The sequence below is a fragment of the Chimaeribacter californicus genome, from assembly GCF_002858675.1.
In the GTDB taxonomy this organism is placed as follows: domain Bacteria; phylum Pseudomonadota; class Gammaproteobacteria; order Enterobacterales; family Enterobacteriaceae; genus Chimaeribacter; species Chimaeribacter californicus.
Window position 1 is genome coordinate 1 of sequence record NZ_PJZF01000015.1, and the last position, 25,550, is coordinate 25,550.

At 60.0% G+C, this 25,550-nt stretch carries 24 protein-coding genes; 13 read left to right on the plus strand and 11 right to left on the minus strand.

The window, feature by feature from the left end; translation table 11 throughout:
* Both CYR55_RS24230 and tal read right to left on the minus strand, forming a co-directional pair.
* Positions 1-97 (minus strand): hypothetical protein (locus CYR55_RS24230; RefSeq protein WP_201900571.1); only part of this gene is annotated, 97 nt, incomplete at its 3' end.
* Positions 98-114: 17 nt separating this feature from the next.
* Entirely contained in the window at positions 115-1,065 is a 951-nt protein-coding gene (gene tal, locus CYR55_RS15770; RefSeq protein ID WP_101817332.1) for a transaldolase, read from the minus strand.
* A gap of 401 nt (positions 1,066-1,466) precedes the next feature.
* Between tal and maeB the strand changes: the two genes are divergently transcribed.
* Together maeB and CYR55_RS15780 are read left to right on the plus strand one after the other, a co-directional pair.
* The gene (gene maeB, locus CYR55_RS15775) at positions 1,467-3,746 is read left to right on the plus strand and encodes an NADP-dependent oxaloacetate-decarboxylating malate dehydrogenase (protein ID WP_101817333.1); all 2,280 of its coding nucleotides are present in this window, start codon (positions 1,467-1,469) and stop codon (positions 3,744-3,746) included.
* A 146-nt stretch (positions 3,747-3,892) separates the two neighbouring features.
* On the plus strand, positions 3,893-5,194 hold the full coding sequence (locus CYR55_RS15780; RefSeq protein ID WP_101817334.1) for a Fic family protein: 1,302 nt from the start codon (positions 3,893-3,895) through the stop codon (positions 5,192-5,194).
* Positions 5,195-5,240: 46 nt separating this feature from the next.
* Here the strand turns inward: CYR55_RS15780 and CYR55_RS15785 are convergent, their stop codons facing one another.
* The 4 genes from CYR55_RS15785 to CYR55_RS15800 all read right to left on the minus strand — a co-directional run bounded on the left by CYR55_RS15785 (position 5,241) and on the right by CYR55_RS15800 (position 8,836).
* Positions 5,241-5,690, minus strand: coding sequence for a YaiI/YqxD family protein (locus CYR55_RS15785; RefSeq protein WP_101817335.1), 450 nt, complete (start codon positions 5,688-5,690; stop codon positions 5,241-5,243).
* Positions 5,690-6,619 carry an oxygen-dependent coproporphyrinogen oxidase gene (gene hemF, locus CYR55_RS15790; protein WP_101817429.1) on the minus strand — a complete coding sequence of 310 codons (930 nt, stop codon included), beginning with the start codon at positions 6,617-6,619 and terminating at the stop codon, positions 5,690-5,692. Before hemF ends, CYR55_RS15785 begins: the two co-directional genes overlap by 1 nt.
* A gap of 69 nt (positions 6,620-6,688) precedes the next feature.
* On the minus strand, positions 6,689-7,570 hold the full coding sequence (amiA, locus tag CYR55_RS15795) for an N-acetylmuramoyl-L-alanine amidase AmiA (protein ID WP_101817336.1): 882 nt from the start codon (positions 7,568-7,570) through the stop codon (positions 6,689-6,691).
* A gap of 123 nt (positions 7,571-7,693) precedes the next feature.
* Complete coding sequence (locus tag CYR55_RS15800) at positions 7,694-8,836, minus strand: GNAT family N-acetyltransferase (protein ID WP_101817337.1); 1,143 nt, start codon at positions 8,834-8,836, stop codon at positions 7,694-7,696.
* Positions 8,837-9,015: 179 nt separating this feature from the next.
* On the opposite strand from CYR55_RS15800, the gene CYR55_RS15805 reads away from it, so the two are divergent.
* The gene (locus CYR55_RS15805; protein WP_101817338.1) at positions 9,016-9,441 is read left to right on the plus strand and encodes a GNAT family acetyltransferase; all 426 of its coding nucleotides are present in this window, start codon (positions 9,016-9,018) and stop codon (positions 9,439-9,441) included.
* A gap of 42 nt (positions 9,442-9,483) precedes the next feature.
* On the opposite strand, the gene CYR55_RS15810 is transcribed toward CYR55_RS15805, so the two are convergent.
* Positions 9,484-9,870 carry a YgiW/YdeI family stress tolerance OB fold protein gene (locus CYR55_RS15810; RefSeq protein ID WP_146000995.1) on the minus strand — a complete coding sequence of 129 codons (387 nt, stop codon included), beginning with the start codon at positions 9,868-9,870 and terminating at the stop codon, positions 9,484-9,486.
* Between the two features lie 154 nt (positions 9,871-10,024).
* Here CYR55_RS15810 and CYR55_RS15815 point away from each other — a divergent pair, with 154 nt between their 5' ends.
* The 8 genes from CYR55_RS15815 (at position 10,025) to cysM (ending at position 17,726) form a co-directional block, all read left to right on the plus strand.
* A complete protein-coding gene (locus CYR55_RS15815) occupies positions 10,025-10,477 on the plus strand; it encodes a DUF2919 family protein (protein ID WP_101817340.1) in 453 nt (150 codons plus the stop codon).
* 93 nt (positions 10,478-10,570) lie between these two features.
* Positions 10,571-11,179: an RpoE-regulated lipoprotein gene (locus CYR55_RS15820; protein WP_101817341.1), complete on the plus strand. Its 609-nt coding sequence runs from the start codon at positions 10,571-10,573 to the stop codon at positions 11,177-11,179.
* Between the two features lie 668 nt (positions 11,180-11,847).
* Positions 11,848-12,747 carry a Dyp-type peroxidase gene (locus CYR55_RS15825; protein ID WP_101817342.1) on the plus strand — a complete coding sequence of 300 codons (900 nt, stop codon included), beginning with the start codon at positions 11,848-11,850 and terminating at the stop codon, positions 12,745-12,747.
* A 236-nt stretch (positions 12,748-12,983) separates the two neighbouring features.
* Positions 12,984-13,979: a thiosulfate ABC transporter substrate-binding protein CysP gene (gene cysP, locus CYR55_RS15830; RefSeq protein WP_241522168.1), complete on the plus strand. Its 996-nt coding sequence runs from the start codon at positions 12,984-12,986 to the stop codon at positions 13,977-13,979.
* A complete protein-coding gene (cysT, locus tag CYR55_RS15835) occupies positions 13,979-14,809 on the plus strand; it encodes a sulfate/thiosulfate ABC transporter permease CysT (protein WP_101817344.1) in 831 nt (276 codons plus the stop codon). The genes cysP and cysT overlap by 1 nt, the downstream gene beginning before the upstream one ends.
* Entirely contained in the window at positions 14,809-15,684 is an 876-nt protein-coding gene (cysW, locus tag CYR55_RS15840; protein WP_101817345.1) for a sulfate/thiosulfate ABC transporter permease CysW, read from the plus strand. The genes cysT and cysW overlap by 1 nt, the downstream gene beginning before the upstream one ends.
* Complete coding sequence (gene cysA / locus CYR55_RS15845) at positions 15,674-16,768, plus strand: sulfate/thiosulfate ABC transporter ATP-binding protein CysA (protein ID WP_101817346.1); 1,095 nt, start codon at positions 15,674-15,676, stop codon at positions 16,766-16,768. The genes cysW and cysA overlap by 11 nt, the downstream gene beginning before the upstream one ends.
* Before the next feature lie 76 nt (positions 16,769-16,844).
* A complete protein-coding gene (cysM, locus tag CYR55_RS15850; protein ID WP_101817347.1) occupies positions 16,845-17,726 on the plus strand; it encodes a cysteine synthase CysM in 882 nt (293 codons plus the stop codon).
* 11 nt (positions 17,727-17,737) lie between these two features.
* On the opposite strand, the gene CYR55_RS15855 is transcribed toward cysM, so the two are convergent.
* Both CYR55_RS15855 and CYR55_RS15860 read right to left on the minus strand, forming a co-directional pair.
* Positions 17,738-19,714, minus strand: coding sequence for a MacB family efflux pump subunit (locus tag CYR55_RS15855; protein WP_165699615.1), 1,977 nt, complete (start codon positions 19,712-19,714; stop codon positions 17,738-17,740).
* Entirely contained in the window at positions 19,714-20,910 is a 1,197-nt protein-coding gene (locus CYR55_RS15860) for an efflux RND transporter periplasmic adaptor subunit (RefSeq protein ID WP_101817431.1), read from the minus strand. The genes CYR55_RS15855 and CYR55_RS15860 overlap by 1 nt, the downstream gene beginning before the upstream one ends.
* Positions 20,911-21,102: 192 nt before the next feature.
* On the opposite strand from CYR55_RS15860, the gene CYR55_RS15865 reads away from it, so the two are divergent.
* Positions 21,103-21,786, plus strand: a complete 684-nt coding sequence (locus CYR55_RS15865) for a response regulator transcription factor (RefSeq protein ID WP_101817348.1) — start codon at positions 21,103-21,105, stop codon at positions 21,784-21,786.
* A gap of 4 nt (positions 21,787-21,790) precedes the next feature.
* Positions 21,791-23,110, plus strand: coding sequence for a sensor histidine kinase (locus CYR55_RS15870; RefSeq protein ID WP_101817349.1), 1,320 nt, complete (start codon positions 21,791-21,793; stop codon positions 23,108-23,110).
* 110 nt (positions 23,111-23,220) lie between these two features.
* On the opposite strand, the gene crr is transcribed toward CYR55_RS15870, so the two are convergent.
* Positions 23,221-23,730 carry a PTS glucose transporter subunit IIA gene (crr, locus tag CYR55_RS15875; RefSeq protein ID WP_072933119.1) on the minus strand — a complete coding sequence of 170 codons (510 nt, stop codon included), beginning with the start codon at positions 23,728-23,730 and terminating at the stop codon, positions 23,221-23,223.
* A gap of 46 nt (positions 23,731-23,776) precedes the next feature.
* Entirely contained in the window at positions 23,777-25,504 is a 1,728-nt protein-coding gene (ptsI, locus tag CYR55_RS15880) for a phosphoenolpyruvate-protein phosphotransferase PtsI (protein WP_101817350.1), read from the minus strand.
* Positions 25,505-25,550: the final 46 nt, after the last annotated feature.

The window sequence follows — 25,550 nt, forward strand, 5'->3', positions numbered from 1 at the left end:
TCCCCATCGGGGCGCCGGGGTGGCCGGATTTGGCTTTCTGCACCCCATCCATGCTCAGCGCACGGATAGCATTGGCAAGCTCTTTACGAGAGGACATGTAGTAAAACTCCGTGATTACAGTTCAGCAGACAGCATGTCTTCCAGCTTCTGCTGGTCGACGGCAAACAGACGGATACCTTCCGCCAGTTTTTCAACCGCCATCGGATCCTGGTTATGTTCCCAGCGGAACTCCGCTTCAGCCAGCGGGGCCGGCTGGTGGAACGCTTCGGTAGACGGGGTCAGCTTGCGCTCAACCGGGGCATCGCTGTTTTTCAGCTCTTCCAGCAGGTTCGGGGAGATGGTCAGGCGGTCACACCCGGCCAGAGCCAGAATCTGCTCTACTTTACGGAAGCTGGCACCCATGATCACGGTCTGGTAGCGGTGCTGTTTGTAGTATTCGTAAATAGAACGGACAGATTTCACGCCCGGATCGTTGTCAGCGTTATAGTCTGCGGCCGGTTCTTTGGCTTTGTACCAGTCATAGATGCGGCCCACGAACGGGGAGATCAGGTAAACACCCGCTTCTGCACAGGCGCGTGCCTGGGCAAAGGAGAACAGCAGCGTCAGGTTACAGTTGATGCCCTCTTTTTCCAGCTCTTCCGCCGCCTTGATGCCTTCCCAGGTGGACGCCAGCTTGATCAGGATGCGGGATTTGTCCACGCCTTGTTCCTGATAGAGGCCAATCAGTTTGCGGGCTTTGGCGATGCACATGCCGCGGTCAAAGGAGAGGCGGGCATCCACTTCGGTGGAGATGCGGCCCGGCACGCTTTTCAGGATCTCGACGCCGATGTTAACGGCCAGTTTATCGGAGGCATTGATGATCTGAGTTTCTTTGGTGCCGCCTTGCTTACGGGCATAGTCCAGCGCGTCTTTGAACAGGGGCTGGTACTGCGGCAGGCCGGCAGCTTTCAGGATCAGCGACGGGTTGGTGGTGGCATCCTGCGGTTCGAAGTGGCGGATAGATTCGATATCACCGCTGTCGGCAACGACAGTGGTTACTTTCTTCAGGGCTTCTAACTGGTTCATCTCAATGCTCCTTAGCGAGATAACGTCGAAAAATAGCGAGTTCTGTTTCAGAAAATTCGGAGTCTCATCACATTTGTATACCCTGCATCATTTCATTAACGAAATGAATACGCTTTTTCTGATTGTTGTAATGGGTAATAGCAATGCACCGCGGCAGAAGGCGGCGTGACGCGCAAAAAGTACGAGGGGTGCGGCCAGAAGAAGGGCGCAAATGTCATGACACAACATATCAGCATAGACCCTTTTTGCGATATTGCCGGTACTTCGGTCAACCGCGCTGATTACGGCAACCGGGCGGCCGTTTTTTGGGGGTGCCTCAAAGTTTGTGATTATTCCCTCACTATACTGGTTGGGCTACATCCGCTTCCGCAAAAAGATCCATAAAGACAAGGAACCCTGCAATGGATGACCAACTGAAACAGAGTGCGCTCGATTTCCATGAATTTCCGATCCCGGGAAAAATCCAGGTTTCACCCACCAAGCCACTGGCCACCCAGCGCGATCTGGCACTGGCCTATTCACCAGGGGTCGCGGCCCCCTGTCTGGAGATAGAGAAAGATCCGCTCGCCGCCTATAAATACACCGCACGCGGCAACCTGGTCGGGGTGATCTCCAACGGCACTGCGGTGCTGGGGCTGGGCAACATCGGGGCGCTGGCCGGCAAACCGGTGATGGAGGGTAAAGGCGTCTTGTTCAAAAAGTTCGCCGGGATTGACGTGTTTGACATCGAAGTCGACGAGCATAACCCGGACAAACTGATCGATGTGATCGCCGCGCTGGAACCGACCTTCGGCGGCATCAACCTGGAGGACATCAAAGCGCCGGAGTGCTTCTACATTGAGAAAAAGCTGCGCGAGCGCATGAACATTCCGGTCTTCCATGACGATCAGCACGGCACGGCGATCATCTGCACCGCCGCGGTGCTCAACGGCCTGCGGGTGGTGGGGAAAAACATCTCTGACGTGCGGCTGGTGGTTTCCGGCGCGGGGGCCTCGGCCATCGCCTGCCTGAACCTGCTGGTGGCGCTGGGCCTGAAGCAGCACAACATCACCGCCTGTGATTCGCGCGGGGTGATCTACCAGGGGCGTGAGGAGAACATGGCCGAGACCAAAGCGGCCTACGCTATTGCGGACAACGGCTGGCGCACGCTGGCCGATGCCATGCCGGGCGCGGATATTTTCCTCGGCTGCTCCGGCCCCGGCGTGCTGAAGCCGGAGATGGTGAAAGAGATGGCGCGTGACCCGCTGATCCTGGCGCTGGCCAACCCGGAGCCGGAGATCCTGCCGCCGCTGGCGAAAGCGGTGCGCCCGGACGCCATCATCTGCACCGGCCGCTCCGATTTCCCGAATCAGGTCAATAATGTGCTCTGTTTCCCGTTCATCTTCCGCGGCGCGCTGGATGTCGGCGCTACCACCATCAATGAAGAGATGAAACTGGCCTGTGTCCATGCCATCGCCGATCTGGCGCTGGCGGAGCAGAGCGATGTGGTCGCCTCCGCCTATGACGATCAGGAACTCTCCTTCGGGCCGGATTACATCATCCCGAAACCGTTCGACCCGCGCCTGATTGTGAAAATTGCCCCGGCGGTAGCGAAAGCGGCGATGGACTCCGGTGTCGCGACCCGGCCCATTGCCGATTTCGACGCTTACACGGAGAAGCTGGCGGAGTTCGTCTACAAAACCAACCTGTTTATGAAGCCGATCTTCTCGCAGGCGAAAAAAGAGACCAAACGGGTGGTGATGGCAGAGGGCGAAGAGGAGCGCGTGCTGCACGCCACGCAGGAGATGGTGTCGCTGGGGCTGGCGTTCCCGGTGCTGGTAGGCCGCCCGAGCGTGATTGAGATGCGCTTGAAGAAGCTTGGGTTACAGCTGGAAGCGGGCAAGGATTTCGAAGTGGTGAACAACGAATCTGACCCGCGCTTTAACGAATACTGGCGCGAATACCACCAGATCATGAAGCGGCGCGGCATTTCACAGGAGCAGGCGCGGCGGGCGGTGATCGGCAACCCGACGCTGATTGCGGCGATCATGGTGTTGCGCGGCGAGGCGGATGCGATGATCTGCGGCACCATCGGCAGCTACCATGAGCACTACGACATTATTGAGAAAGTGTTTGGCTTCCGCGAGGGCGCGCACGTGGCCGGGGCGATGAATGCGCTGCTGCTGCCGAGCGGCAATACCTTTATCGCCGACACCTACGTCAACGACGACCCGACGCCGGAACAGCTGGCGGAGATCACCCTGATGGCGGCAGAAACCGTGCGCCGTTTCGGCATTGAACCCAAAGTGGCGCTGCTGTCGCACTCTAGTTTCGGCTCGTCCGATAATCCGGCGGCGCGAAAAATGCGTCAGGCGCTGGCGCTGATCAACCAGCGCGCGCCGGATCTGGAGATCGACGGCGAGATGCACGGTGACGCCGCGCTGGTGGAGAGCATCCGCAACGACCTGATGCCGGACAGCCCGCTGAAAGGCTCGGCCAACATCCTGATCATGCCGAACATGGAAGCGGCGCGCATCAGCTACAACCTGCTGCGCGTCTCCTCGTCGGAAGGGGTGACCGTGGGGCCGGTGCTGATGGGTGTGTCGAAGCCGGTACATATTCTGACGCCGATCGCCTCGGTGCGCCGCATCATCAATATGGTGGCGCTGGCCGCCGTCGAGGCGCAAACCGGCGTGCTGTAAGTCTCGTTAATGACGTTGTTCCCTCTGTGAGGCCGATCCCCGATCGGCCTCACGCCTTTCTGGCCCGGCTATCCAGGGCGGGTTTGCTTTCCTGCCGGGGTAATCTCATGTAATCTCAAAATAGCGCTAATTTGAGATTACATGAGATGAAAATAAAAAGGCCGCCTGTTGAGCTGGACACCTCCCTGACTGCCCAGGAGATGCTGGCGCTGGCAAAAAAGTACCGGGAGTATGATGAAAAATATTATCACTATCATCAGATTGCATTGCGCGTCGCTGACAAGGTGACATTACTGAAACTCTGGACGACCTTAAAATTCATCCGTCACACCCGGCTTTATCCGGTGCTTTTTGCTGATCGGGCGGCGGGCTTTAACCTCACTAAACCTATTGCCCGGGCCCTCTCTGTGGTGGATACAGTGACGTTTGGCCCCGGCCGGGAACCGGCTGCAAATCTGGCGACAAGTTACCTTGTCTCGCAAATGATCAGGGAAGAGGCGATCTCCTCCAGCCAGCTGGAAGGCGCCGCCACCACCTCGCGGGTTGCCCAGGCGATGCTGACTGTCGGGCGCGAGCCCCGCAATGAAAGCGAAAGCATGATCATGGGGAACTGGCGGCTGATGCGCTATATCGCGGGAAACAGCGAACAGCCCCTGACGACAGATATGATCCTTAAGATGCACGGCATCGCATGCCGGGGCATTAATGAGCGCAAATACCAGCCGGGCGTTATCCGGGCGTCGAATGAGGTGTATGTCGCCGGCCGGGAAGGGGAGATTATTCACCAGCCGCCCGATTTCAGGGAGGTCAGGGCGATGCTGGTCGCGCTCTGTGGGCTGGTGGTGCGGCTTGAGGCGGATGAGATTCACCCGCTGATCGTGGCGTGTATCCTGCATTTTGCCATCGGGTTTATCCATCCGTTTAATGATGGAAACGGCCGTACTGCCCGCGCGCTGTTTTATTACACGATGATCCGTAAAGGGTATCCGGTATTTCGTTATATTTCGGTGAGTAAATTGCTGAAAAATGCAGCGGTTAAATACGGCACTGCTTACCTGTTTACCGGAACGGATGAATTGGATCTGACCTATTTTATCCAGTATCAATGCAGCGTTGTCTGCCGGGCCATCGCAGAGTTTGTCGGGAGCCTGGAAAGCTTGCAGGAAGAGCAACTGAGGCTGGCTGAGTATGTGGAATCAGCCTTTGCACTCACGAAAACGGATTTGGATATTCTTGCCCTTGCCCTGAAAGCGCCCGGCGCGCTGTTGAGCGCAGCCAGTGTCAGCGAACGGCTGGCGGTATCGGATAATACGGCCAGAGCCCGGTTGAAAGCGCTGGCCGGCCGGGGATTGCTGCGCCCCCACAAAGAGGGGCGCGGGATAGTCTATGAAGGGCCGGCGTCAGTCGCGGTACTTAAAAAATGGATTGAAAAAACAAAAATGGATTGAAAAAACGCAGTAATAATCAGGCCAGCGCCCTGGGCAGGGCATCGGTTCAGCGTTTGCGCTGTTGCAGCCACTTGTCGAGTTCGTTGGCGAACTGCTGGCGATCGCGCTGGTTCAGCGCGGGCGGGCCGCCGGTCTGCACGCCGCTGGCGCGCATGGTGTCCATGAAGTCACGGATGTTCAGGCGCTCGCGGATGGTCTCTGTGGTGTAGCGCTCGCCGCGAGGGTTCAGCGCCACGCCGCCTTTTTCAATCACTTCTGCCGCCAGCGGGATGTCACTGGTGACCACCAGATCGCCCGGCTCCACGCATTTGACGATTTCATTGTCCGCCACATCAAACCCGGCCTCGACCCGCAGGGTGCGCAGGTATTTCGACGGCGGCGTGCGGATGGTCTGGTTAGCCACCAGCGTCACCATCGTCGCGGTGCGGTCAGCGGCACGGAACAGCACCTCTTTGATCACATTCGGGCAGGCATCGGCATCGACCCAGATTTGCATCAGTGTGTCCCCTTATCTGCGGCCAGCCAGTCACGCACCGGCAGGAAATCCCGCGTCAGGGCCGCTTCCGGGCTGTTCTCGTCGGGCTCAAAACCATATTCCCAGCGCACCAGCGGCGGCATCGACATCAGAATCGATTCGGTGCGGCCGCCGCTCTGTAACCCGAACAGCGTGCCGCGGTCCCACACCAGGTTAAACTCCACGTAGCGGCCCCGGCGGTAGAGCTGGAAGGCGCGCTCACGTTCGCCCCACGGCTGTTCTTTGCGGCGCTCAACAATCGGCAGGTAGGCCGCCAGGAAGCCGTGGCCCACCGCCTGCATGAAGCTAAAACAGGTGTCGAAATCGGGCGTGTTCAGGTCATCAAAGAACAACCCGCCGATGCCGCGCGCCTCGTTGCGGTGTTTCAGGAAGAAGTACTCATCACACCAGGCTTTGTAACGCGGGTAGACGTCGTCACCAAACGGGCGGCAGATCTGCTCGGCGGTACGGTGCCAGTGCACCGCGTCCTCTTCAAACCCGTAGAACGGCGTCAGGTCAAAGCCGCCGCCGAACCACCAGACCGGCGCTTCGCCCGGCTTCTCCGCAATAAAGAACCGCACATTGGCGTGGCTGGTCGGCACATAGGGGCTGTTCGGATGAATTACCAGTGAAACGCCCATCGCCTGGAAACTGCGCCCGGCCAGTTCAGGCCGGTGCGCGCTGGCCGACGGCGGCAATGACGTGCCGGAAACGTGGGAGAAGTTGACGCCCGCCTGTTCAAATACCTTGCCCTGCGTCAGCACCCGGCTGCGGCCACCGCCGCCTTCGGCGCGGGTCCACGCATCTTCAACAAACGACGCGCCGCCATCGGCAGCGGCCAGTTGTTCACAAATATGGTCTTGCAGGGACATCAGGAAGGTTTTAACGAGGTCGATAGTCGGATGGCTCATAACGGCGGGCATGCACTCTCAGGCTGAACAGGCCGCCAAGTATACCCGATTGCCCCGGCGTTGGCAGGGCTAACGCGGTTTTCGCTCGTGGTTGTCGAAATAGTGGAAGAAACTGACGATGCCGTCGGCAATCGCCTGCGCGATCTCCTGGCGGAACCGCGGGGTGCTGAGCAGCTGCTCCTCGGTGTGGTTGGTGATGAACGAGGTCTCTACCAGCACCGACGGGATCGACGGGGATTTAAGCACCGCAAACGCTGCCTGTTCGGTGGTCTGGCTGTGCAGGTGATGCACCGGGCGCAGCTTCTCCAGCACATGGTGGCCCAGCGTCAGGCTGTTTTTGATGGTGTCCGTCTGCACCAGATCAAACAGCACCTGTTGCAGGTAGTTATTGTCCTCGGCCGCATATTTCGCCCCGGCGACTTTGTCGGCATCGTTCTCTTTTTTCGACATATAGCGCGCCATGGCGCTGCTGGCCCCCCGGTTGGAGAGGGCAAACACCGAAGCACCGGACGCGGTGGGGCTGGTGAAGCCGTCAGCGTGGATCGACACGAACAGATCGGCCTGATGCTGGTGGGCAATCTCCACCCGCTGGTAAAGCGGGATGAAGTGGTCTGCGTCCCGCGTCAGGCGCACCTCAATGTTGTCATGCGCGGCCAGGCAGCGGCGCACGCTGTTGGCGATCTCCAGCACGATGTGCTTCTCTTCGGAACCCTCATGGCCGACTGCGCCGGAATCAACGCCGCCGTGGCCCGGGTCCAGCATCACGATTTTTTTGGCATTGGCCGGTTTGGGGGCCGGGGCGGTTTTGGTGACGTGGTGCTGTTGCGCCGCCGCCGTGCGTGCCCCGAACAGCCCAAACGCCAGGCCCAGCCCGGAAATCAACAGCTTGCGGCGCGATGGGGAGGCCGTCATTGGCGTAAATTGCAGGAATTTATTCAGCGGGTTAAGCATTGTTGATCACCATCATCAGAAAGCCGGGTGACGTTTATAGCGGATCTCCCCAGGGCAATCGACTCCGGAACTATTATTTTTACCCCGTAACTATTACCTTTTATGAATAACGTGATGATTTATTTACAAGGCTTTACCGTTGCCCGGTTCCTGCCGGTAAGGCAGCACCTGGCGGGCACCTTCGGCCCAGCCCGCCACCTCTTCACGCTCCTGTTCCAGGAAGCCTGCCACCGCCTCATGCAGGCCGGGGTGCAGCAGCCGGTGCCATGAGTCCGTGAGCACCGGCTCAAACCCGCGGATCAGTTTATGCTCGCCCTGCGCCCCGGCATCAAAGCGCGCCAGGTGGTGGGCAATCGCATACTCGATCCCCTGATAGAAACAGGTTTCAAAATGCAGCTGGTTGAACTCGGCCAGGCAGCCCCAGTAGCGGCCATAGAGCGTGTCATCACCCAGCAGGCTGAAGGCCATCGCCACCGGCTGGTGGGCCTGTTGAGCTATCACCACCCGGATGGCCCCCGGCAACCGTTCTGCCAGCAAACTGAAGAAGGCGCGCGTCAGGTAGGGCGTCTGGCCGCGTACGGCGTAGGTGTTGGCGTAGCAGGTGTAGACGAAATCCCATTCTGCTTCGGTGAGTTCCGCGCCTTCGCGCCAGACAAAGCTGATGCCCAGCCCGGAGACCTGCGCCCGCTCTTTGCGGATCTGTTTGCGCTTGCGTGAGGTCAGGGTGTCGAGGAAATCCTGAAAATCGCGGTAGCCGCGGTTATGCCAGTGGTACTGGCACCCTTGCCGGTGCAGCCAGCCGGGCTGTGCGCTGAGCAGCGCATTATCGGTGGCGGCTGTGAAATTGATGTGCGCACCGGAGAGCCGGTGCCGTTCCAGATAACCGGGCAACGCCGCCAGCAACTGTGCTGCGGCGTCCGGTGCGCCGAGCAGCCGCGGGCCGCTTACCGGGCTGAACGGCACCGCGCCGAGCCATTTCGGGTAGTAAGGGATGCGGGCGCGGCGGCAGGCGTCTGCCCAGCCGTGGTCAAACACATATTCGCCATAGGAGTGGCTTTTGCGGTAGCCGGGAATGGCGGCCAGCGCCCGGCCGTTTTCCATCCACACCAGGTGCTCAGCGCGCCAGCCGGTACCGGGGCCGATGCTGCCGCTCTCCTCCAGCACCGACAGGAACGCGTGGCTGAGGAAGGGCTGGCCGGCGGGGGCCAGCGCGTCCCAGTGGTCGGCGGGTAACAGGCTCAGGGAGGCGAGGGCGGTTAACGACATGGGCAAACTCCTGGTCAGGGAAACGCGGGCAACCGTGCCAATGTAGCAGAGCCGCCGCCCGGTGGGCGGGAAAATGCCTAAAAATCGTCTGAGTGCGCAGCCGGGGGGCAATTTAATATTGCGTCACCGGCAGATCCCGCGATAATCAAGAATAATCTGAACAATAGCGGCGAACACCCATGGAAATTCGCATATTCCGGCAAGATGATTTTGAAGAAGTAATTACCCTCTGGGAGCGGTGCGATCTGTTGCGCCCCTGGAACGACCCGGAAATGGACATTGAGCGCAAGATGAACCATGACCCGGATCTGTTTCTGGTGGCGCAGGTGGGCGGGGAGTTGGTCGGCACGGTGATGGGCGGGTATGACGGCCATCGCGGCGCGGCTTATTACCTTGGTGTGCATCCGGACTTCCGCGGGCGCGGCATCGCCAATGCGCTGATGAGCCGGCTGGAGAAGAAGCTGATTGCGCGCGGCTGCCCGAAGATCAACCTGATGGTGCGGGAAGAGAACGATGCGGTGACCAGCATGTATGAGAAGATGGGGTATGAACTGGCGGACAGCATCGCCCTCGGCAAACGCCTGATTGAAGATCAGGAGTATTAAGCCGCGCCGCCGGCCACGTTACGGTGGCCGGCGGCCGGGCGGTTACAGCACTTTTTTTACGGATTTCACATCCACCTGCACGGTACTCCACTCTTTATCCACTTCCCCTTCCAGCTGGACTTTGTCGGTGGGTGAGACGTTCTGCCCGGCCCAGCGTTTGTCATCAATTTCCACGGTCAGGGTGCCGGTGTTGTCGCGGAACAGGTAGTGTTCATCGCCGGTGCGCTGCTCGATATGGCCCTCAAGGCGTACCCAGGCATCATCTTTCATCTCCTGCACCGCTTTGACGGTAGCCGGGCTGGCGGCCGGGCCGGTGAAGCCGCCCTGGCTGGCCTGCGCCGGGGCATTCGGGGCGATGAATCCGCCTTGCTGGGCCACCGCAGGCAGGGTGAAGAGGGCAATCAGGGCGGCGAGGGTCATTTTTTTCATCATGGTATCTCCTTAGGGTCTGTCAAAGGGCAGTCATCGTTGCCGTTGAAGTAAGTAAAGCAGAGAGATCTTAAGATCTTCTTAAGGCATGGCTTTTTTTGTTACCCTGCTGTTCTGGCCGGGCAGGGTGCCCGGCGTGTTATGAGGGCCACCGGTGCCGCATTCCTATCACCCCGATCACTACAACGCGCACGGCTGGCTGCGTCTGCCGTTTTTTTTCTGGCTGGTGTTGTTGCTGCTGGCCCGTACCTGGCTGTTGTTTATTATGGCCGGTGCCTCGCAGGGGCAGGGCGCTACGCTGCTGGCGCTGTTTTACCCGGATCGTTCCCACTTCTGGTGGGGAATGGCGCTGGGGCTGCCTGCCGCGCTGGTGTTTTTGCTGAGCGGCCGCCGCCATCTCTGGCCGCGTGTGTGGCAATGCGGCTGGTGGCTGATGCTGGCTGCGCTCATCATTTCGCTGGCGGTGCAGGGCGTGACGCTGTGGCAGGCCCAGGAGCCGGGGTTAAGCGATCTGTTGCTGACGTTGCTGGACATGGTTTCGCTGGCCTGGTGGCTGCTGAGCCGCCCACTGAAGCGCGCCTTCAGCGCGGCAGAGAATGGCGAATGACGGCACTTTTTGCCGCAACCGGACTCCAAGAGCCGAAACCTTTTTCCCGCCCGGCCGCCTGTTGCCGGTGAATGCCGATACTGGAGTGTAAGTATGTATAAACATCTGCCGTTTCCCCGCCCGTTGTTGCTGGCGCTTCCGCTGCTGTTAACGGGCTGCGCCACGGTTTCTTCCGCGATGCCTGATATTTCCTGGTCGGGGCTTAACCCGATGAACTGGTTCGGCAGCAGTCTGGAGGCGAGCGATAAGGGCGTCGGCGATCTGACCGCTGCCACGCCGATGACGGAGCAGGCGATTAAGGCGGCGCTGGATAACGACTTCACGCTGCGCAGCGGCATGGGCACCAATAACGGCCAGGTGGTCGCGTTTTACCAGGCGCTGGATGACGGCAAGGAAGTGCTGACGGTGTCCGGCCCGGAGCACGGCACGGTGGAGCGCATCGACGTGACCGGCGCAGAGATTACGGCGGGTGATGTTAAGATCGGCACGCCGTTCAGCGATCTCTACAGCAAAGCTTTTGGCTCTTGTGAGAAAGGGCAGGGCGACGATGAGCAGGGCGTTGAATGCATCGCGCCGGACAGCCGCCACCTGAGTTATCTCTTCACCGGCACCAGCAACGCCCCCGCCGGCCTGATGCCCGCTGACGACACCCTGAAAAACTGGAAAGTCAGTAAAATCATCTGGCGCGCCCAGGCCCGCTAATATTTACTCACCCTAAGCCCGCACTCTGCGGGCTTTTTTCTGCTTACCGTCCCTCTAAGTTTGTAAGCACATACAAACTATTACTAAATGGAGCCGCAGGGCCGGGCGAGCGGGCAGGGCATACAAAGAGCCTATCTACTCTTTCCTTACATACCAACAGACAGGCAGTCTGTTGGGGGCGTAAAAATCATTGCCGAGTGGAGCCGCAGGGCCGGGTGAGCGGACATGGATGTCCGCGAAAGTCGCAGCCACGCTGGGAGCGTGTCTGCGGCGGCCCGAAAGCCCGTAGGCGAAATGAGGGGAGCCGCGAGAGCGGCCAATGATTCAGCCAGATCACCGAAAATGCGCGGGTGCAGGGCGAGCGCATCGGCGCGCCCTGCTCGGTTGAGGCTTCGGAAGCCGGGTAGACAACGGCACATGAACAACCGAAACCTTCCACCTCATCTCCACACATGAACAACCGAAACCTTCCACCTCATCTCCACACATGAACAACCGAAACAATCCACCCCATCTCCACAAAAAAAGAGGCTCCTGTGTGCCAACACAATTTCCCCATCCCCCTTGCCCAAGAACAAAAACATTCCCCGCCACCTGATATATGATACCCCCCGCCAAAAACCACCCTCACGCGCGCCCACCGCGCGCCTCATTAAGGATCACACCCCATGACACAGGTTCAGAGCGGCATCTTATTGGAACAGTGCCGTTTTGCCATTTATCTGGAAGCCAACATCCAGGGCGAATTTGAGACCATCCGCCACGGGTGCCGTAAGTTCTGTCTGGCGTTGAAAGAGATGCAGCAAAAATTCCCGCAGGAAAACCTCGGCGCAGTCATTGCCTTTGGTTATGACGTCTGGACCGATCTCTGCGGCGGGCAAAGCGCGCCGGAGCTGAAATCCTTCACCCCGCTCGGCAAGGGGCTGGCACCCTCCACCCAGCGCGACATGCTTATCCATATCCAGTCCCTGCGCCATGACGTGAACTTTGCCCTGGCCCAGGCGGCGCTGGCGGCGTTCGGCAGCGCCATCCATGTTGAGGAGGAGACGCACGGTTTCCGCAACATTGAGCAGCGCGATTTGAGCGGCTTTGTGGACGGCACCGAAAACCCGCAGGGCGACAAACGCCGTGAGGTGGCGATCATCGGTGACGATCAGCCGGACGCCGGCGGCAGTTATGTGATGGTGCAACGCTGGGAGCATAACCTGCGCCAGTGGGCGCGCTTTAGCGTCGGGCAGCAGGAACAGGTGATGGGCCGCACCAAACTCACTGACGAGGAGCTGCCGCCTTCGGGCCGCCCGGCTACCTCGCACGTCAGCCGGGTGGATCTCAAAGAAGAGGGTAAGGGGCTGAAAATCCTGCGCCAGAGCCTGCCTTACGGCAATGTCAGCGGCAAGCATGGCCTCTATTTCATCGCCTATTGCGCACGCCTGCACAATATTGAGCAGCAATTGCTGAGCATGTTCGGCGAACGTGACGGCCAGCGTGACCAGATGCTGCGCTTTACCCGCCCGGTGAGCGGCAGCTACTTCTTCGCTCCCTCACTGACGCGCCTGCTCGCCTTGTAATGGCTGCGGCCGGGCCACGCTGCCCGGCCCGGTTTCTCCAGCCGCTGCTTCGTTACCCGCCCGCTTTGCCCCCTCCGCCTGCTTATAGCGTTTTATGCTTGAAAATCACCAAATGGTATATAAAAGCATTACAGCTCCGCATAGAGTTATAAATACACTGGTAACACCAAAATAGTTCCGGCACGCCCGCCTGTCGGGATTGAGACAGGTGTGAGATGAAAGCAAACCTCCTGAAAATGAAAGCTTTGTTTGCCGCCGTGGCGTTATGTGCCGGCTCCGGTGCCTCAGCCGCCGAGTTGCTCAACAGCTCTTATGATGTGTCACGTGAGCTGTTTGCGGCCCTCAACCCGCCTTTCATCCAACAGTGGAATGCCGGGCACCCGAACGATCCGCTGACTATCCGCCAGTCACACGGCGGCTCCTCCAAACAGGCGCTGGCGATCCTCCAGGGGCTGAAGGCGGATGTGGTGACGTATAACCAGGTCACAGATGTACAGATCCTGCATGACCGGGGCGCGTTGCTGGCGGCGGACTGGCAGGCTCGGTTGCCGAATAACAGCTCGCCGTTCTACTCCACCATGGCGTTTCTGGTGCGCAAAGGGAACCCGCACGGCATCCATGACTGGGGCGACCTGGTGAAGCCCGGCGTCTCGCTGGTGTTTCCTAACCCCAAGACCTCCGGCAATGGCCGTTATACCTATCTGGCGGCCTGGGGCGCCCTGAACAAAGCCAACGGCGGCAATGCCGCACAGACCCGTGCGCAGATGCGCCGGCTGCTGAAAAACGTGGCGGTGTTTGATACCGGCGGCCGGGGGGCGACCACCACCTTTATCGAGCGTGGGCTGGGCGACGTGCTGATCAGTTTCGAGTCAGAAGTGAATAACATCCGCAAGCAGTACGGGGCGGACAATTACGAGGTCGTGGTGCCGCCGGTGGATATCCTGGCAGAGTTCCCGGTGGCCTGGGTGGATAAAAACGTCCGCGCCAACGGCACGGAGCAGGCCGCGAAAGCCTACCTGACGTGGCTCTACAGCCCGGCGGCCCAGCAGATTATTACCGGTTTCAACTACCGGGTGTATGACGCGAAAGCCATGGCAGCAGCCGGAACCCGGTTCCCGAAAACCACGCTGTTCCGCGTGGAAGAGGCGTTCGGCAGCTGGCCGGAAGTCATGAAAACCCACTTCGCCAGCGGCGGCGAGCTGGATACATTGTTAGCACAAGGGCATCAGTAATGTTGTTGGCCAGTAAACGAGTTCTACCCGGTTTCACCCTCAGCCTCGGCAGTAGCCTGCTCTACGTCTGCCTGATCCTGCTGCTGCCGCTGAGCGCGCTGGTGATGCAGCTGTCGCAGATGACGCTGGCGCAGTACTGGGAGGTGGTCACCAGCCCGCAGGTGGTGGCGGCCTATAAAGTGACGCTGCTGTCGGCAGCGGTGGCCAGTATTTTCAACCTGTTTTTCGGCATGCTGATGGCCTGGATCCTGACGCGGTACGAATTCCCGGGCCGCAGCCTGCTGGACGGTTTGATGGATTTGCCGTTTGCCCTGCCGACCGCCGTGGCCGGTCTGACGCTGGCGGGCATGTTCTCTACCACCGGCTGGTATGGCGAGTGGCTGGCGCAGTTTGGCATCAAGGTCTCCTATACCTGGCTCGGCATCGCGGTGGCGATGGCCTTTACCAGCGTGCCTTTTGTGGTGCGGACGGTGCAGCCGGTGCTCGAGGAGCTGGGGCCGGAGTATGAAGAGGCAGCCGAAACCCTGGGGGCCAGCCGCTGGCAGAGTTTCCGCCGCGTGGTGCTGCCGGAAGTGGCCCCGGCGCTGATCGCCGGTACCGCGCTCTCGTTTACCCGCAGTCTGGGCGAGTTCGGCGCGGTGATCTTTATCGCCGGAAACATCGCCTGGAAAACTGAAGTGACGTCATTGATGATTTTTATCCGTTTGCAGGAGTTTGACTACCCGGCGGCGAGCGCCATCGCCTCGGTGATCCTCGCCGCTTCGCTGCTGTTGCTGTTCGGCATTAACACGCTGCAAAGCCGCTTCGGCAAGCGTCTGGGAGGGCACTGATGGCTGACGTACCGCTGTTTACCGGCTCCGCCCGCGCCAAAATTAACTGGGGCAAATGGCTGCTGATTGGGCTGGGCGTGGTGATTTCACTGCTGTTCCTGGTGATGCCGCTGGTGATGATTTTCCATACCGCGTTCTCCAGCGGCATCGCGGCAGTCTGGCAGAACCTGGCTGACCCCGACATGCTGCACGCCATCTGGCTGACGGTGCTGGTAGCGCTGATCACCGTGCCGGTGAACCTGGTGTTCGGCACGCTGCTGGCCTGGCTGGTGACGCGCTTTAACTTCCCCGGCCGCCAGCTGCTGCTGACGCTGATTGATATTCCGTTTGCCGTGTCGCCGGTGGTGGCGGGGCTGCTCTATCTGCTGTTCTGGGGCACCAACGGCCCGCTCGGCGGCTGGCTGGATGCACACAATATCCAGCTGATGTTCGCCTGGCCCGGCATGGTGCTGGTGACGATTTTCGTGACCTGCCCGTTTGTGGTCCGCGAGCTGGTACCGGTGATGCTGAGCCAGGGCAGCCAGGAGGACGAAGCCGCCGTGCTGCTGGGCGCGTCCGGCTGGCAGATGTTCCGCCGCGTCACGCTGCCCAACATCCGCTGGGCGCTGCTGTACGGCGTGGTGCTGACCAACGCCCGCGCTATCGGTGAATTTGGCGCGGTGTCGGTGGTTTCCGGCTCGATCCGCGGCGAAACCTATACCCTGCCGTTGCAGGTTGAATTGCTGCATCAGGACTACAACACCGCCGGGGCCTTTACCGCCGCCGCGCTGCTGACCCTGATGGCCATCGTAACCCTATTTCTGAAAAGTGCCCTGCAATGGCGCCTGGCGCGCACCAACAGCCGCCTTGAACAGGAGGAAAATAATGAGCATTGAGATCGATAAAATCAGCAAATATTTTGGCCGCACGAAAGTGCTGAATGATATCTCGCTCGATATTCCTTCCGGCCAGATGGTGGCCCTGCTGGGGCCGTCCGGTTCCGGGAAGACCACACTGCTGCGGATTATCGCCGGGCTGGAGAGCCAGAACGGCGGCCGCCTGAGCTTCCACGGCAAAGACGTCTCCCGCCTGCATGCGCGCGATCGTCAGGTTGGGTTTGTGTTCCAGCATTACGCGCTGTTCCGCCATATGACGGTGTTTGACAACATCGCCTTTGGCCTGACGGTGCTGCCGCGCCGTGAGCGGCCGTCAGCGGCGGTGATCAAACAGAAAGTGACCCAGCTGCTGGAGATGGTGCAGCTCGGCCACCTGGCAAACCGCTACCCGGCCCAGCTCTCCGGCGGCCAGAAACAGCGCGTGGCGCTGGCGCGTGCGCTGGCGGTGGAGCCGCAAATCCTGCTGCTGGACGAGCCGTTCGGCGCGCTGGATGCGCAGGTGCGTAAAGAGCTGCGCCGCTGGCTGCGTGAACTGCACGAGGAGCTGAAATTCACCAGCGTCTTCGTGACCCACGATCAGGAAGAGGCGATGGAAGTCGCCGATCAGGTGGTGGTGATGAGCCAGGGCAATATTGAGCAGATCGGCACGCCGGACGAGGTATGGCGCGAGCCGGCCACCCGTTTTGTGCTGGAGTTTTTGGGCGAGGTCAACCGGCTGGACGGCGAAATCCGCGGATCGCAGCTGTTTGTCGGCCCGCACCAGTGGCCGCTGGCGCTGACGCCGCTGCACCAGGGGCCGGTGGATCTCTTCCTGCGCCCGTGGGAGATGGAAGTCAGCACCCAGCCCAGCCCGCGCTGCCCGCTGCCGGTGCAGGTGCTGGAAGTCAGCCCGCGCGGCCACTTCTGGCAACTCACGGTACAACCGCAGGGCTGGCAGCAGGAGCCGATAAGCGTCGTACTGACCACCCACGACAGCGAAAAAGCGCCGGTGCGCGGCAGCCGGTACTACATCGGCAGCCTGAATGCGCGGCTCTATGCCGGTGACCAGCCGCTACAACCTGTTGCGTTGGCGCAGAGTGCCTGATAATTTTTAGGCACCACAGCACGCAAGGGCGGCCCTGGAGGCCGCCCTTTTTATTTTCTCCCCGAAGGCATCGATTGTGACCACGCTGGAACACTGCATCGGCAATACGCCGCTCATCAAATTACAACGCCTGACCGACGGCCTGACCAGCGAAGTCTGGGTCAAGCTGGAGGGCAATAACCCGGCCGGGTCGGTGAAAGATCGCGCCGCCCTGTTTATGATCCAGCAGGCGGAAAAGCGCGGCGAGCTGCGCCCCGGCGACACGCTGATTGAAGCGACCAGCGGCAATACCGGCATTGCGCTGGCAATGATTGCCGCGATGAAAGGCTACCGGCTGAAGCTGCTGATGCCGGAGAACATGAGTGCCGAGCGGCAGGCGGCGATGCGCGCCTACGGCGCTGAGCTGCTGCTGGTGAGCCGCGAGGGCGGCATGGAAGGCGCACGCGATCTGGCGCGGCAGATGGCGCAACAGGGGCAGGGGATTGTGCTCGATCAGTTCAATAACCCGGACAACCCGCTGGCGCACTTCACCACCACCGGCCCCGAAATCTGGCAGCAGAGCGGCGGGCGGCTCACCCACTTCGTCTCCAGCATGGGCACCACCGGCACCATCACCGGCGTCAGCCGCTACCTGAAGCAGCAGAACCCGGCGGTACGGGTCATCGGCCTGCAACCGGCGGAAGGCAGCAGCATCCCCGGCATCCGCCGCTGGCCTGCCGCCTACCTGCCGAGCATTTACCGCCCGGAACTGGTGGATGAAGTGATCGACATGAGCCAGACGCTGGCGGAGCAGACCACGCGCGCGCTGGCCCAGCAGGAGGGGATTTTCTGCGGCGTCAGCTCCGGCGGCGCAGTGGCCGGTGCGCTCTGCCTGGCTGCCGCAAACCCCGGCAGCGTGGTGGTGGCGATTGTGTGCGACCGCGGCGACCGTTACCTCTCCACCGGCATTTTCGGCTGACGATGACTGTTCTATTCCCGCTCCAGCGCGTGAATCGGGTCCATGCGCGCCGCCCGGCGCGCCGGGAAGAAGCCGAACAGGATGCCGATCAGGCTGGAGCAGACAAATGCCGCCACAATCGAGAACGGTGAGTAGATCATGCGGAACGGGCTGTTGAACTGGCTGAACAGCACCCCGATCCCCAGTGACAGCAGCACGCCGATAATGCCGCCAAGCAGGCAGACCAGCACCGCTTCAATCAAAAACTGTTGCAGGATGTCCCCGGCGCGCGCGCCTACCGCCATCCGCACGCCGATTTCGCGGGTGCGTTCCGTCACCGACACCAGCATGATATTCATCACGCCAATCCCGCCCACGATCAACGAGATTACCGCAATCATCGACACCAGCAGCGCCAGGGTGTTGGTGGCGCTTTCAATCGTCTGGCGGATGCTGTCGGTATTCATTACAAAGAAATCTTTGGTGCCGTGGCGCTGTTCCAGCAGGGCGGTGATGCCACGCTCGGCCGCGCTGAGATCCACGTTGTCACTGACCCGTACCGTGATGCTGCTGAGGTAGGTTTTGCCCAGCATCCGCCCCATGGCGGTGCTGTAGGGGATCCAGACATTCAGGCTTTCACTGGTACCGAACCCGCCCTGTTTCTGCGCCGCCACGCCAATCACCCGCACCGGCAGGTTGCCGAGCAGGATCACCTGGCCGAGGGGGTTTTCGCCGCGTACAAACAGCTTATTGCGGGTGTTGGTGTCGATCACCGCTTCCTGCATCAGCTGGTCGACGCTCTGGCGGGTGAAGGCCATGCCTTGCGCCATGCGGTAACCCCGTACCACGAAGAACTCCTCACCGACGCCGCTGACCGTGCCGGTCACGGATTCGCTGCCGAAGCGCAGGGTGGTGCTGGTGGTGACCGTGGGCGTCACGCTGTGTACGTACGCCTGCCGCCGCAGGGCGTCGGCATCGGTGGCGCGCAGCGTCTGGATGGAGGCGGAGCGCATGTCGCCGAAGTCTTTGCCGGGGAACACCTCCAGCGTGCTGGTACCCATGGCACTGATGTCCGCCAGGATTTTTTCCTGAGAGCCTTTGCCGAGCGCCACCACCGACACCACCGAGGCGATGCCGATAATAATGCCGAGCATGGTCAGAAAGGTGCGCAGCCGTTGGGAGGCCATCGCCAGCAACGCCATTTTGAACGCCTCGCTGAAGCGGTCACGCTGCGCCCGCCAGCGTGAGGCGGCTGCAGCAGGCGGCGCCTCATCCATGACAGCCTGCGCCGGGGTGACCGGGGGCTGCGGGTTGGCGCGGTCCGCAATGATTTCGCCGTCACTGATCTCGATGATCCTTTCGGCATGCCGGGCGATCTGCATGTCATGGGTGACGATCACCACCGTGTGGCCCTGGGCGTGCAGATCTTTCAGGATCGCCAGCACCTCCTGCCCGCTGTGGGTATCCAGCGCGCCGGTGGGTTCGTCCGCCAGGATCACTTCGCCGCCGTTCACCAGCGCCCGGGCAATACTGACCCGCTGCTGCTGGCCGCCGGAGAGCTGGCTCGGACGGTAATCGAGCCGCTCCGCCAGCCCCAGCCTGGTCAGCAGCGCGGCCGCCCGCTGACGGCGAAGATCGTGCCGGGTACCCGCATAAATCGCCGGCACCTCGACATTGCCCAGTGCCGTCAGGTCGCTGAGCAGGTGGTAGCGCTGGAAGATAAAACCAAAATGCTCACGCCGTAGTTCGGCCAGTTGGTCGCGGCTGAGATCGCGGGTGGCGCGCCCGGCCACCCGGTACTCCCCGGCGCTGGGCTGGTCGAGGCAACCCAGCAGGTTCATCAGGGTTGATTTACCGGAGCCGGAGGCACCGACAATCGCCACCATTTCCCCGGCCTGAATCGACAGGTTGATGCCCTTGAGCACGGTAATGCGCTGTTCACCGGCCATAAACTCCCGGCGGATGCCGGTCAGCTCAAGCAGCGGGGCGGACGGGCGGGCAACGCTCATCATGACCTCCCACCGGCGGCAGCCGGGGCGGCGTCACCGAGCGGGTTAACCACCACCTTTTCCCCCACCTTCAGGCCCGCGGTAATCTGCGCCTGCACATTGTTGTTCAGGCCCACGGTGACCTGGCGTTCGTGCGCCTCACCCTGCGCATCCACCACCTGCACCGTGGTGCGATCGCCGGCGCGGTGCAGCGCGGTAGCCGGCACGACCACGGCGTCTTTGATGGCGGCCAGCACAATGTAAACCTGCGCGGTCATGGAGATCCGCAGCACGCCTTCCGGGTTGGCGACATCAAACAGCCCATTGTAGTAGATGGCGCTGGTGGTGCTGCTGCTGCTGGTGCCGGTCAGGGCGCTGCTGCTCTCATCATTGATGGAATCCGGTGCCGGTTCCACCGCGCGCAGCGTAGCCTGATAGCGCTTGCCCGGCTGGCCGAGAATAGTGAAGTAGACCGGCATGCCGGTACGCACGTTGACCACATCTGCCTCGGAGATCTGCGCCTTGATGGTCATGGTGTCGAGATCGGCGACTTTGATGATGGTCGGCGTGCTCTGCACGGCGTTCACCGTTTGCCCGGCCTCGACCGGGATCGCCACCACGGTGCCGGCCATGGGTGCGCGGATCTGGGTATAGCCCAGATTTACCTGCGCAGTGTTCTCGGCGATTTGCGCCTGTACAATCTGCGCTTCCAGCGCGTTCAGCTCTGCCTCGGTGCCTTCCAGCGCCGCGCGGGCGGCATCATAGTCCGCCTGCGCCCCGACGCCGCGCGCCAGAATATCTTTCTGCCGGCTGAAGGTCAGCCGGTCATTACGCAGCTGGGCCAGCCGGGCGGCATGTTGCGCCTGTACATTCTTCAGCGCGGCCTGGGCATCACGCAGGCTGTTCTGCTGGGTCAGGTCATCAATTTCCGCGATCAGTTGCCCGGCAGTGACTTTATCCCCCAGGGCCACATGCAGTGCCTTGATCTGGCCGGAGGCCTGCGCCCCGACGCTGACCTGCTTCTGCGCCTCAATGGTGCCGTCTGCCAGCACGGTGTGCTCCAGATCCGCCTGCGTGACCGTGGCGGTGATATAGGCAGGTGGGGCAGGGCGGTGGAAGGCAGCGTAGCCGGCGGCAGCTATAATCAGCAGAACCAGGATAACCAGTATTGTGCGGCGGGTGAAAAATGGGGATCGTCCTTCGGTGTGCGGCGCCATCATCCAGCGGTTCCTTGTTTCAGAGGTAAAAATTCGTCAGCAACAGAAAAAGCGAGCAAAGGAGTAATTTACTCTGCACCGGCGTTGGGCGCGATACAGGGGTGGGATAATGTGTAAAAAAACAGTAAATGCTGCTGCGTAGCCCGTTCAACGGGGTAAAAATGAGCAATCTATGCGTATAAGGTCCAAAAAATGAAAATTCTGTTAGTCGATGACGATCTCGAACTCGGCACCATGTTGAGTGAGTACCTGATTGCCGAGGGGTTTGACGCCTCGCTGGTGCTGACCGGCAAAGCCGGTGTAGATGGGGCGCTCTCCGGCGAATACACCGCGATGATCCTCGATATTATGCTGCCGGACATGAGCGGCATTGATGTGCTGCGGCAGGTGCGTAAAAACAGCCGCCTGCCGATCATCATGCTGACGGCCAAAGGTGACAACATCGACCGTGTGATTGGGCTGGAAATGGGCGCGGATGACTATATGCCGAAGCCCTGCTACCCGCGTGAACTGGTGGCCCGCCTGCGTGCGGTGCTGCGCCGCTTTGAGGAGCAGCCGGAGGTGGCGTCTGACTCCGCACCGGTCAGTTACGGTTTCCTGACGCTCAACCCCTCGACACGCACCAGCGAGTGGCGCGGCCAGGTCTTTGACCTGACGGCGTCAGAATTCAACCTGCTGGAGCTGCTGCTGCGCTCGCCGGAGCGCGTGGTGTCAAAAGATGAACTGTCAGAGAAAGGGCTCGGCCGCCCGCGTGAGGCCTATGACCGCAGCGTGGATGTGCATATCAGCAATATCCGCCAGAAGCTGGCTGCCCTGCCGGGCGGCGAGACCCTCACCATCGAAACGGTACGCAGCATTGGCTATCGCATTAAATAACAACATGCGCGGCCGCCTGTTCTGGAAAATCCTGCTGGGATTCTGGTTCACCTTCGTCATCATGACTCAGGTGCTTTGGGTGGTGTTCAGCTTTTACGGCAATCACCATGAGCCGCCGGAAAGCGGGCTGGCGCGACGTTTCGTGAAATTGCAGATGACCTCAGCCATCTCCACGCTGGAAAGCGGCGGCTTGCCGGCGCTGGAAGCGATGATGACTGACTGGCCGGACAACGATAAACAATTCTTTACCGTGACGCGGGCAATGCTGCCCGCACCCGGAGCTTCACTGGATACCATGGAGCCGGGCGTGGAGCCGGCGCAGATTGTCGCTTTTGTGCAGGGGCCGGATGGGCAGGGTTACCGCCTGCGTTATAACGTGCGTGGCCTGATGGACCAGTATCACCACAGCCGCCCGCGTGACATTCTGCATATGCCGGCACCGCTGTTCTGGATTGGCGCGCTGGGCGGTTTGCTGTTCAGTGCGGTGCTGGCCTGGAACCTGACCCGGCCCTTGCAGCAAATCCGCCGGGCGTTTGATCAGGTTTCTCAGGGCGATCTCTCGGTGCGCTTGTTCCCGCGGATGCGCCGCCGCCATGATGAGCTGGCGATGGTCGCGCGGGATTTTGATGCGATGGCCGAGCGGTTACAGGTATTGGTAAAAGCGCGTGAGGAGCTGCTGCATGATGTGTCGCATGAGCTGCGCTCGCCGCTGGCGCGCCTGCAACTGGCCATCGGGCTGGCGCGGCAGAATCCGGTGAATGTGGAGAATTCGCTGCAACGCATTGAACATGAAGCCGGGCGGTTGGACAAGATGATAGGCGAGCTGCTGGCGCTGTCACGCGCTGAGAATAGCACCATGCCGGACGAAGAGTATTTCGACCTGCTGGGGCTGGTGGAGGCGGTGGTCAACGATGCGCGCTATGAGGCGCAGATCCCGGGCGTTCATATTGCGCTGAACGCGGATGAGGAGCGTGAGTATACCGTCAAAGGTAACGCTGAGCTGATTCGCCGTGCAGTGGATAACGTGGTGCGTAATGCGCTGCGCTTCTCGGCACAAGGGCAAACTGTGACTGTGTCCCTGCGGGCATCGGACGTCTATTACCAGATTGAAGTGGCCGATCAGGGGCCGGGCGTGGAAGAAGAGAAACTCTCCAGCATTTTTGACCCCTTTGTACGGGTGAAGTCCCCGCTTTCCGGGAAGGGGTATGGGTTAGGGCTGGCGATTACCCGTAAAGTGGTGCTGGCGCATCACGGGCAGGTCGAAGCGCACAACGTCTCGCCGCATGGCCTGGTGATTACCCTGCGGATCCCGCAGTGGCAATAATGGCATAGCCTGCGAGAGCAGCATCATGGACTGCGAAAGCAGCATAAAGAAAAACGGCACCCAGAAGGTGCCGTTTTTGTTGCTGTTTACCGCTAAAGCGGAAACGCCGATTACTTGCGGATGCGGATAACCGGGGTTTCACCCACGGTAACGCTGCCGGAAAGTTTAATCAGTTCTTTGATCTCGTCCATGTTAGAGATCACTACCGGCGTCAGGGTAGACTTGGCTTTCTCTTCCAGCAGCGGCAGATCGAACTCAATAACCACGTCGCCCTTCTTAACGCGCTGGCCTTCTTCGGCGATGCGTTTGAAGCCTTCGCCTTTCAGTTCCACGGTATCGATACCGAAGTGCACAAACAGCTCAATGCCACTGTCGGATTCGATTGAGAAAGCATGGTTGGTTTCAAAGATTTTGCCGATGGTGCCATCTACCGGGGCAACCATTTTGTTGCCCGCAGGTTTGATTGCAATACCATCACCCACAATCTTTTCCGCGAAAACGACATCAGGCACATCTTCAATATTGACGATTTCACCAGAAATCGGGGCAACGATCTCAATCATGCCCGACTCTTTTTTGTCATCAGAAACCAGTGATTTCAGTTTATCGAACAAACCCATGATCTTCTCCTAAGCATTAATTTGGGCGGCGTTCCACGCAGCGGAATCAGCAGAGTGTTTTCTCTTCGATGAACTTGTTCACCAGGTTCATCAACTCTTGCGCCGTCGGCTGAGCAAGTGCTTCGTCGGCCAACGCCTTCACATCTTCGAAGTTCGTATTACGAATAATTTTCTTGATGCGTGGGATCGAAATAGCACTCATGCTGAATTCATCTAATCCCATGCCCAATAACAGCAGTGTAGCACGTTCGTCGCCTGCTAGCTCGCCGCACATGCCTGTCCACTTGCCTTCAGCATGAGATGCATCAATCACTTGCTTAATAAGCGTCAGAACAGCCGGTGACATTGGGTTGTAGAGATGAGAAATCAGCTCATTGCCACGATCTACCGCCAGAGTATACTGGGTTAAATCGTTTGTCCCAATACTAAAGAAGTCAACTTCCTTAGCCATATGGTGTGCAATCGCGGCCGCAGCCGGGGTTTCCACCATCACGCCCACTTCAATGGTTTCGTCAAAGGCTTTGCCCTCATCACGCAGTTGCGTTTTCAGCAGCTCAAGCTCCTGTTTCAGCTCGCGCACTTCTTCAATCGAGATGATCATCGGGAACATAATGCGCAGTTTGCCGAACGCAGAGGCACGCAGGATAGCGCGCAACTGGGCATGAAGAATCTCTTTGCGATCCAGGCAGATGCGGATAGCGCGCCAGCCGAGGAACGGGTTTTCCTCCTTCGGCAGGTTCATGTACGGCAGGTCTTTGTCACCGCCGATGTCCATGGTGCGCACGATAACAGCCTGAGAACCCACCGCTTCTGCCACCGCTTTATAGGCCTGGAACTGTTCTTCTTCTGTCGGCAGGGAGTCACGGTCCATGAACAGGAATTCAGTACGGTAGAGGCCAACGCCTTCCGCACCGTTACGTTCAGCACCGGCAACGTCCCGCACGGTACCGATGTTAGCGCAGACTTCTACCTGATGGCCGTCAAGGGTGATGGCCGGCAGGTCTTTCAGCTTCGCCAGATCGTTTTTCTCGGTCACGTACTGGTTATGTACCGCTTTCAGCTCGTCGATGACGTCAGCGGTCGGGTTGACATAAATCTTGTTATTGACGGCGTCCAGAATCAGATAGTCGCCGTTGTGAACCTGTTTGGTCACGTCGCTGGTGCCCACAATCGCCGGCAGCTCCAGGGAGCGCGCCATGATGGACGTGTGGGAGGTACGGCCGCCCAGGTCGGTAATGAAACCCAGCACCTTGTTCAGATTCAGCTGCGCGGTTTCAGAAGGCGTCAGGTCGGTCGCCACCAGGATGACTTCATCCTGAATGGAGCCGAGGTCAACAATCGTCATGCCGAGAATATTACGCAGCAGACGTTTGCCGATGTCGCGTACGTCCGCCGCACGCTCTTTCAGGTATTCGTCATCCAGCTCTTCCAGGGCATGTGCCTGGGTCTCGATCACAGAATAGGCGGCAGCGTCAGCCGAGGCATGCTCATCTTTGATGAGGGCTATGATTTCCTGCTCAAGCTCTTCGTCTTCCAACAGCATGATGTGGCCTTCGAAGATCGCTTCTTTCTCTTCCCCGAAGGTTTCGCCGGCTTTGGTTTTAATGATTTCCAGTTGGGCAGAGGCTTTTGCCCGGCCCGCCAGGAAACGTTCGACTTCCTGATCAACCTGATCAGCAGAGATCTTTTTCCGGTCGATGATAATTTCATCTTCTTTCAGCAGAAGAGCCTTACCGAAAGCGATACCCGGTGATACTAAAATGCCTGAAATCATAACCCTACCTTACTCTTGACTGATGTTAATAATAAAGACGGGCTTT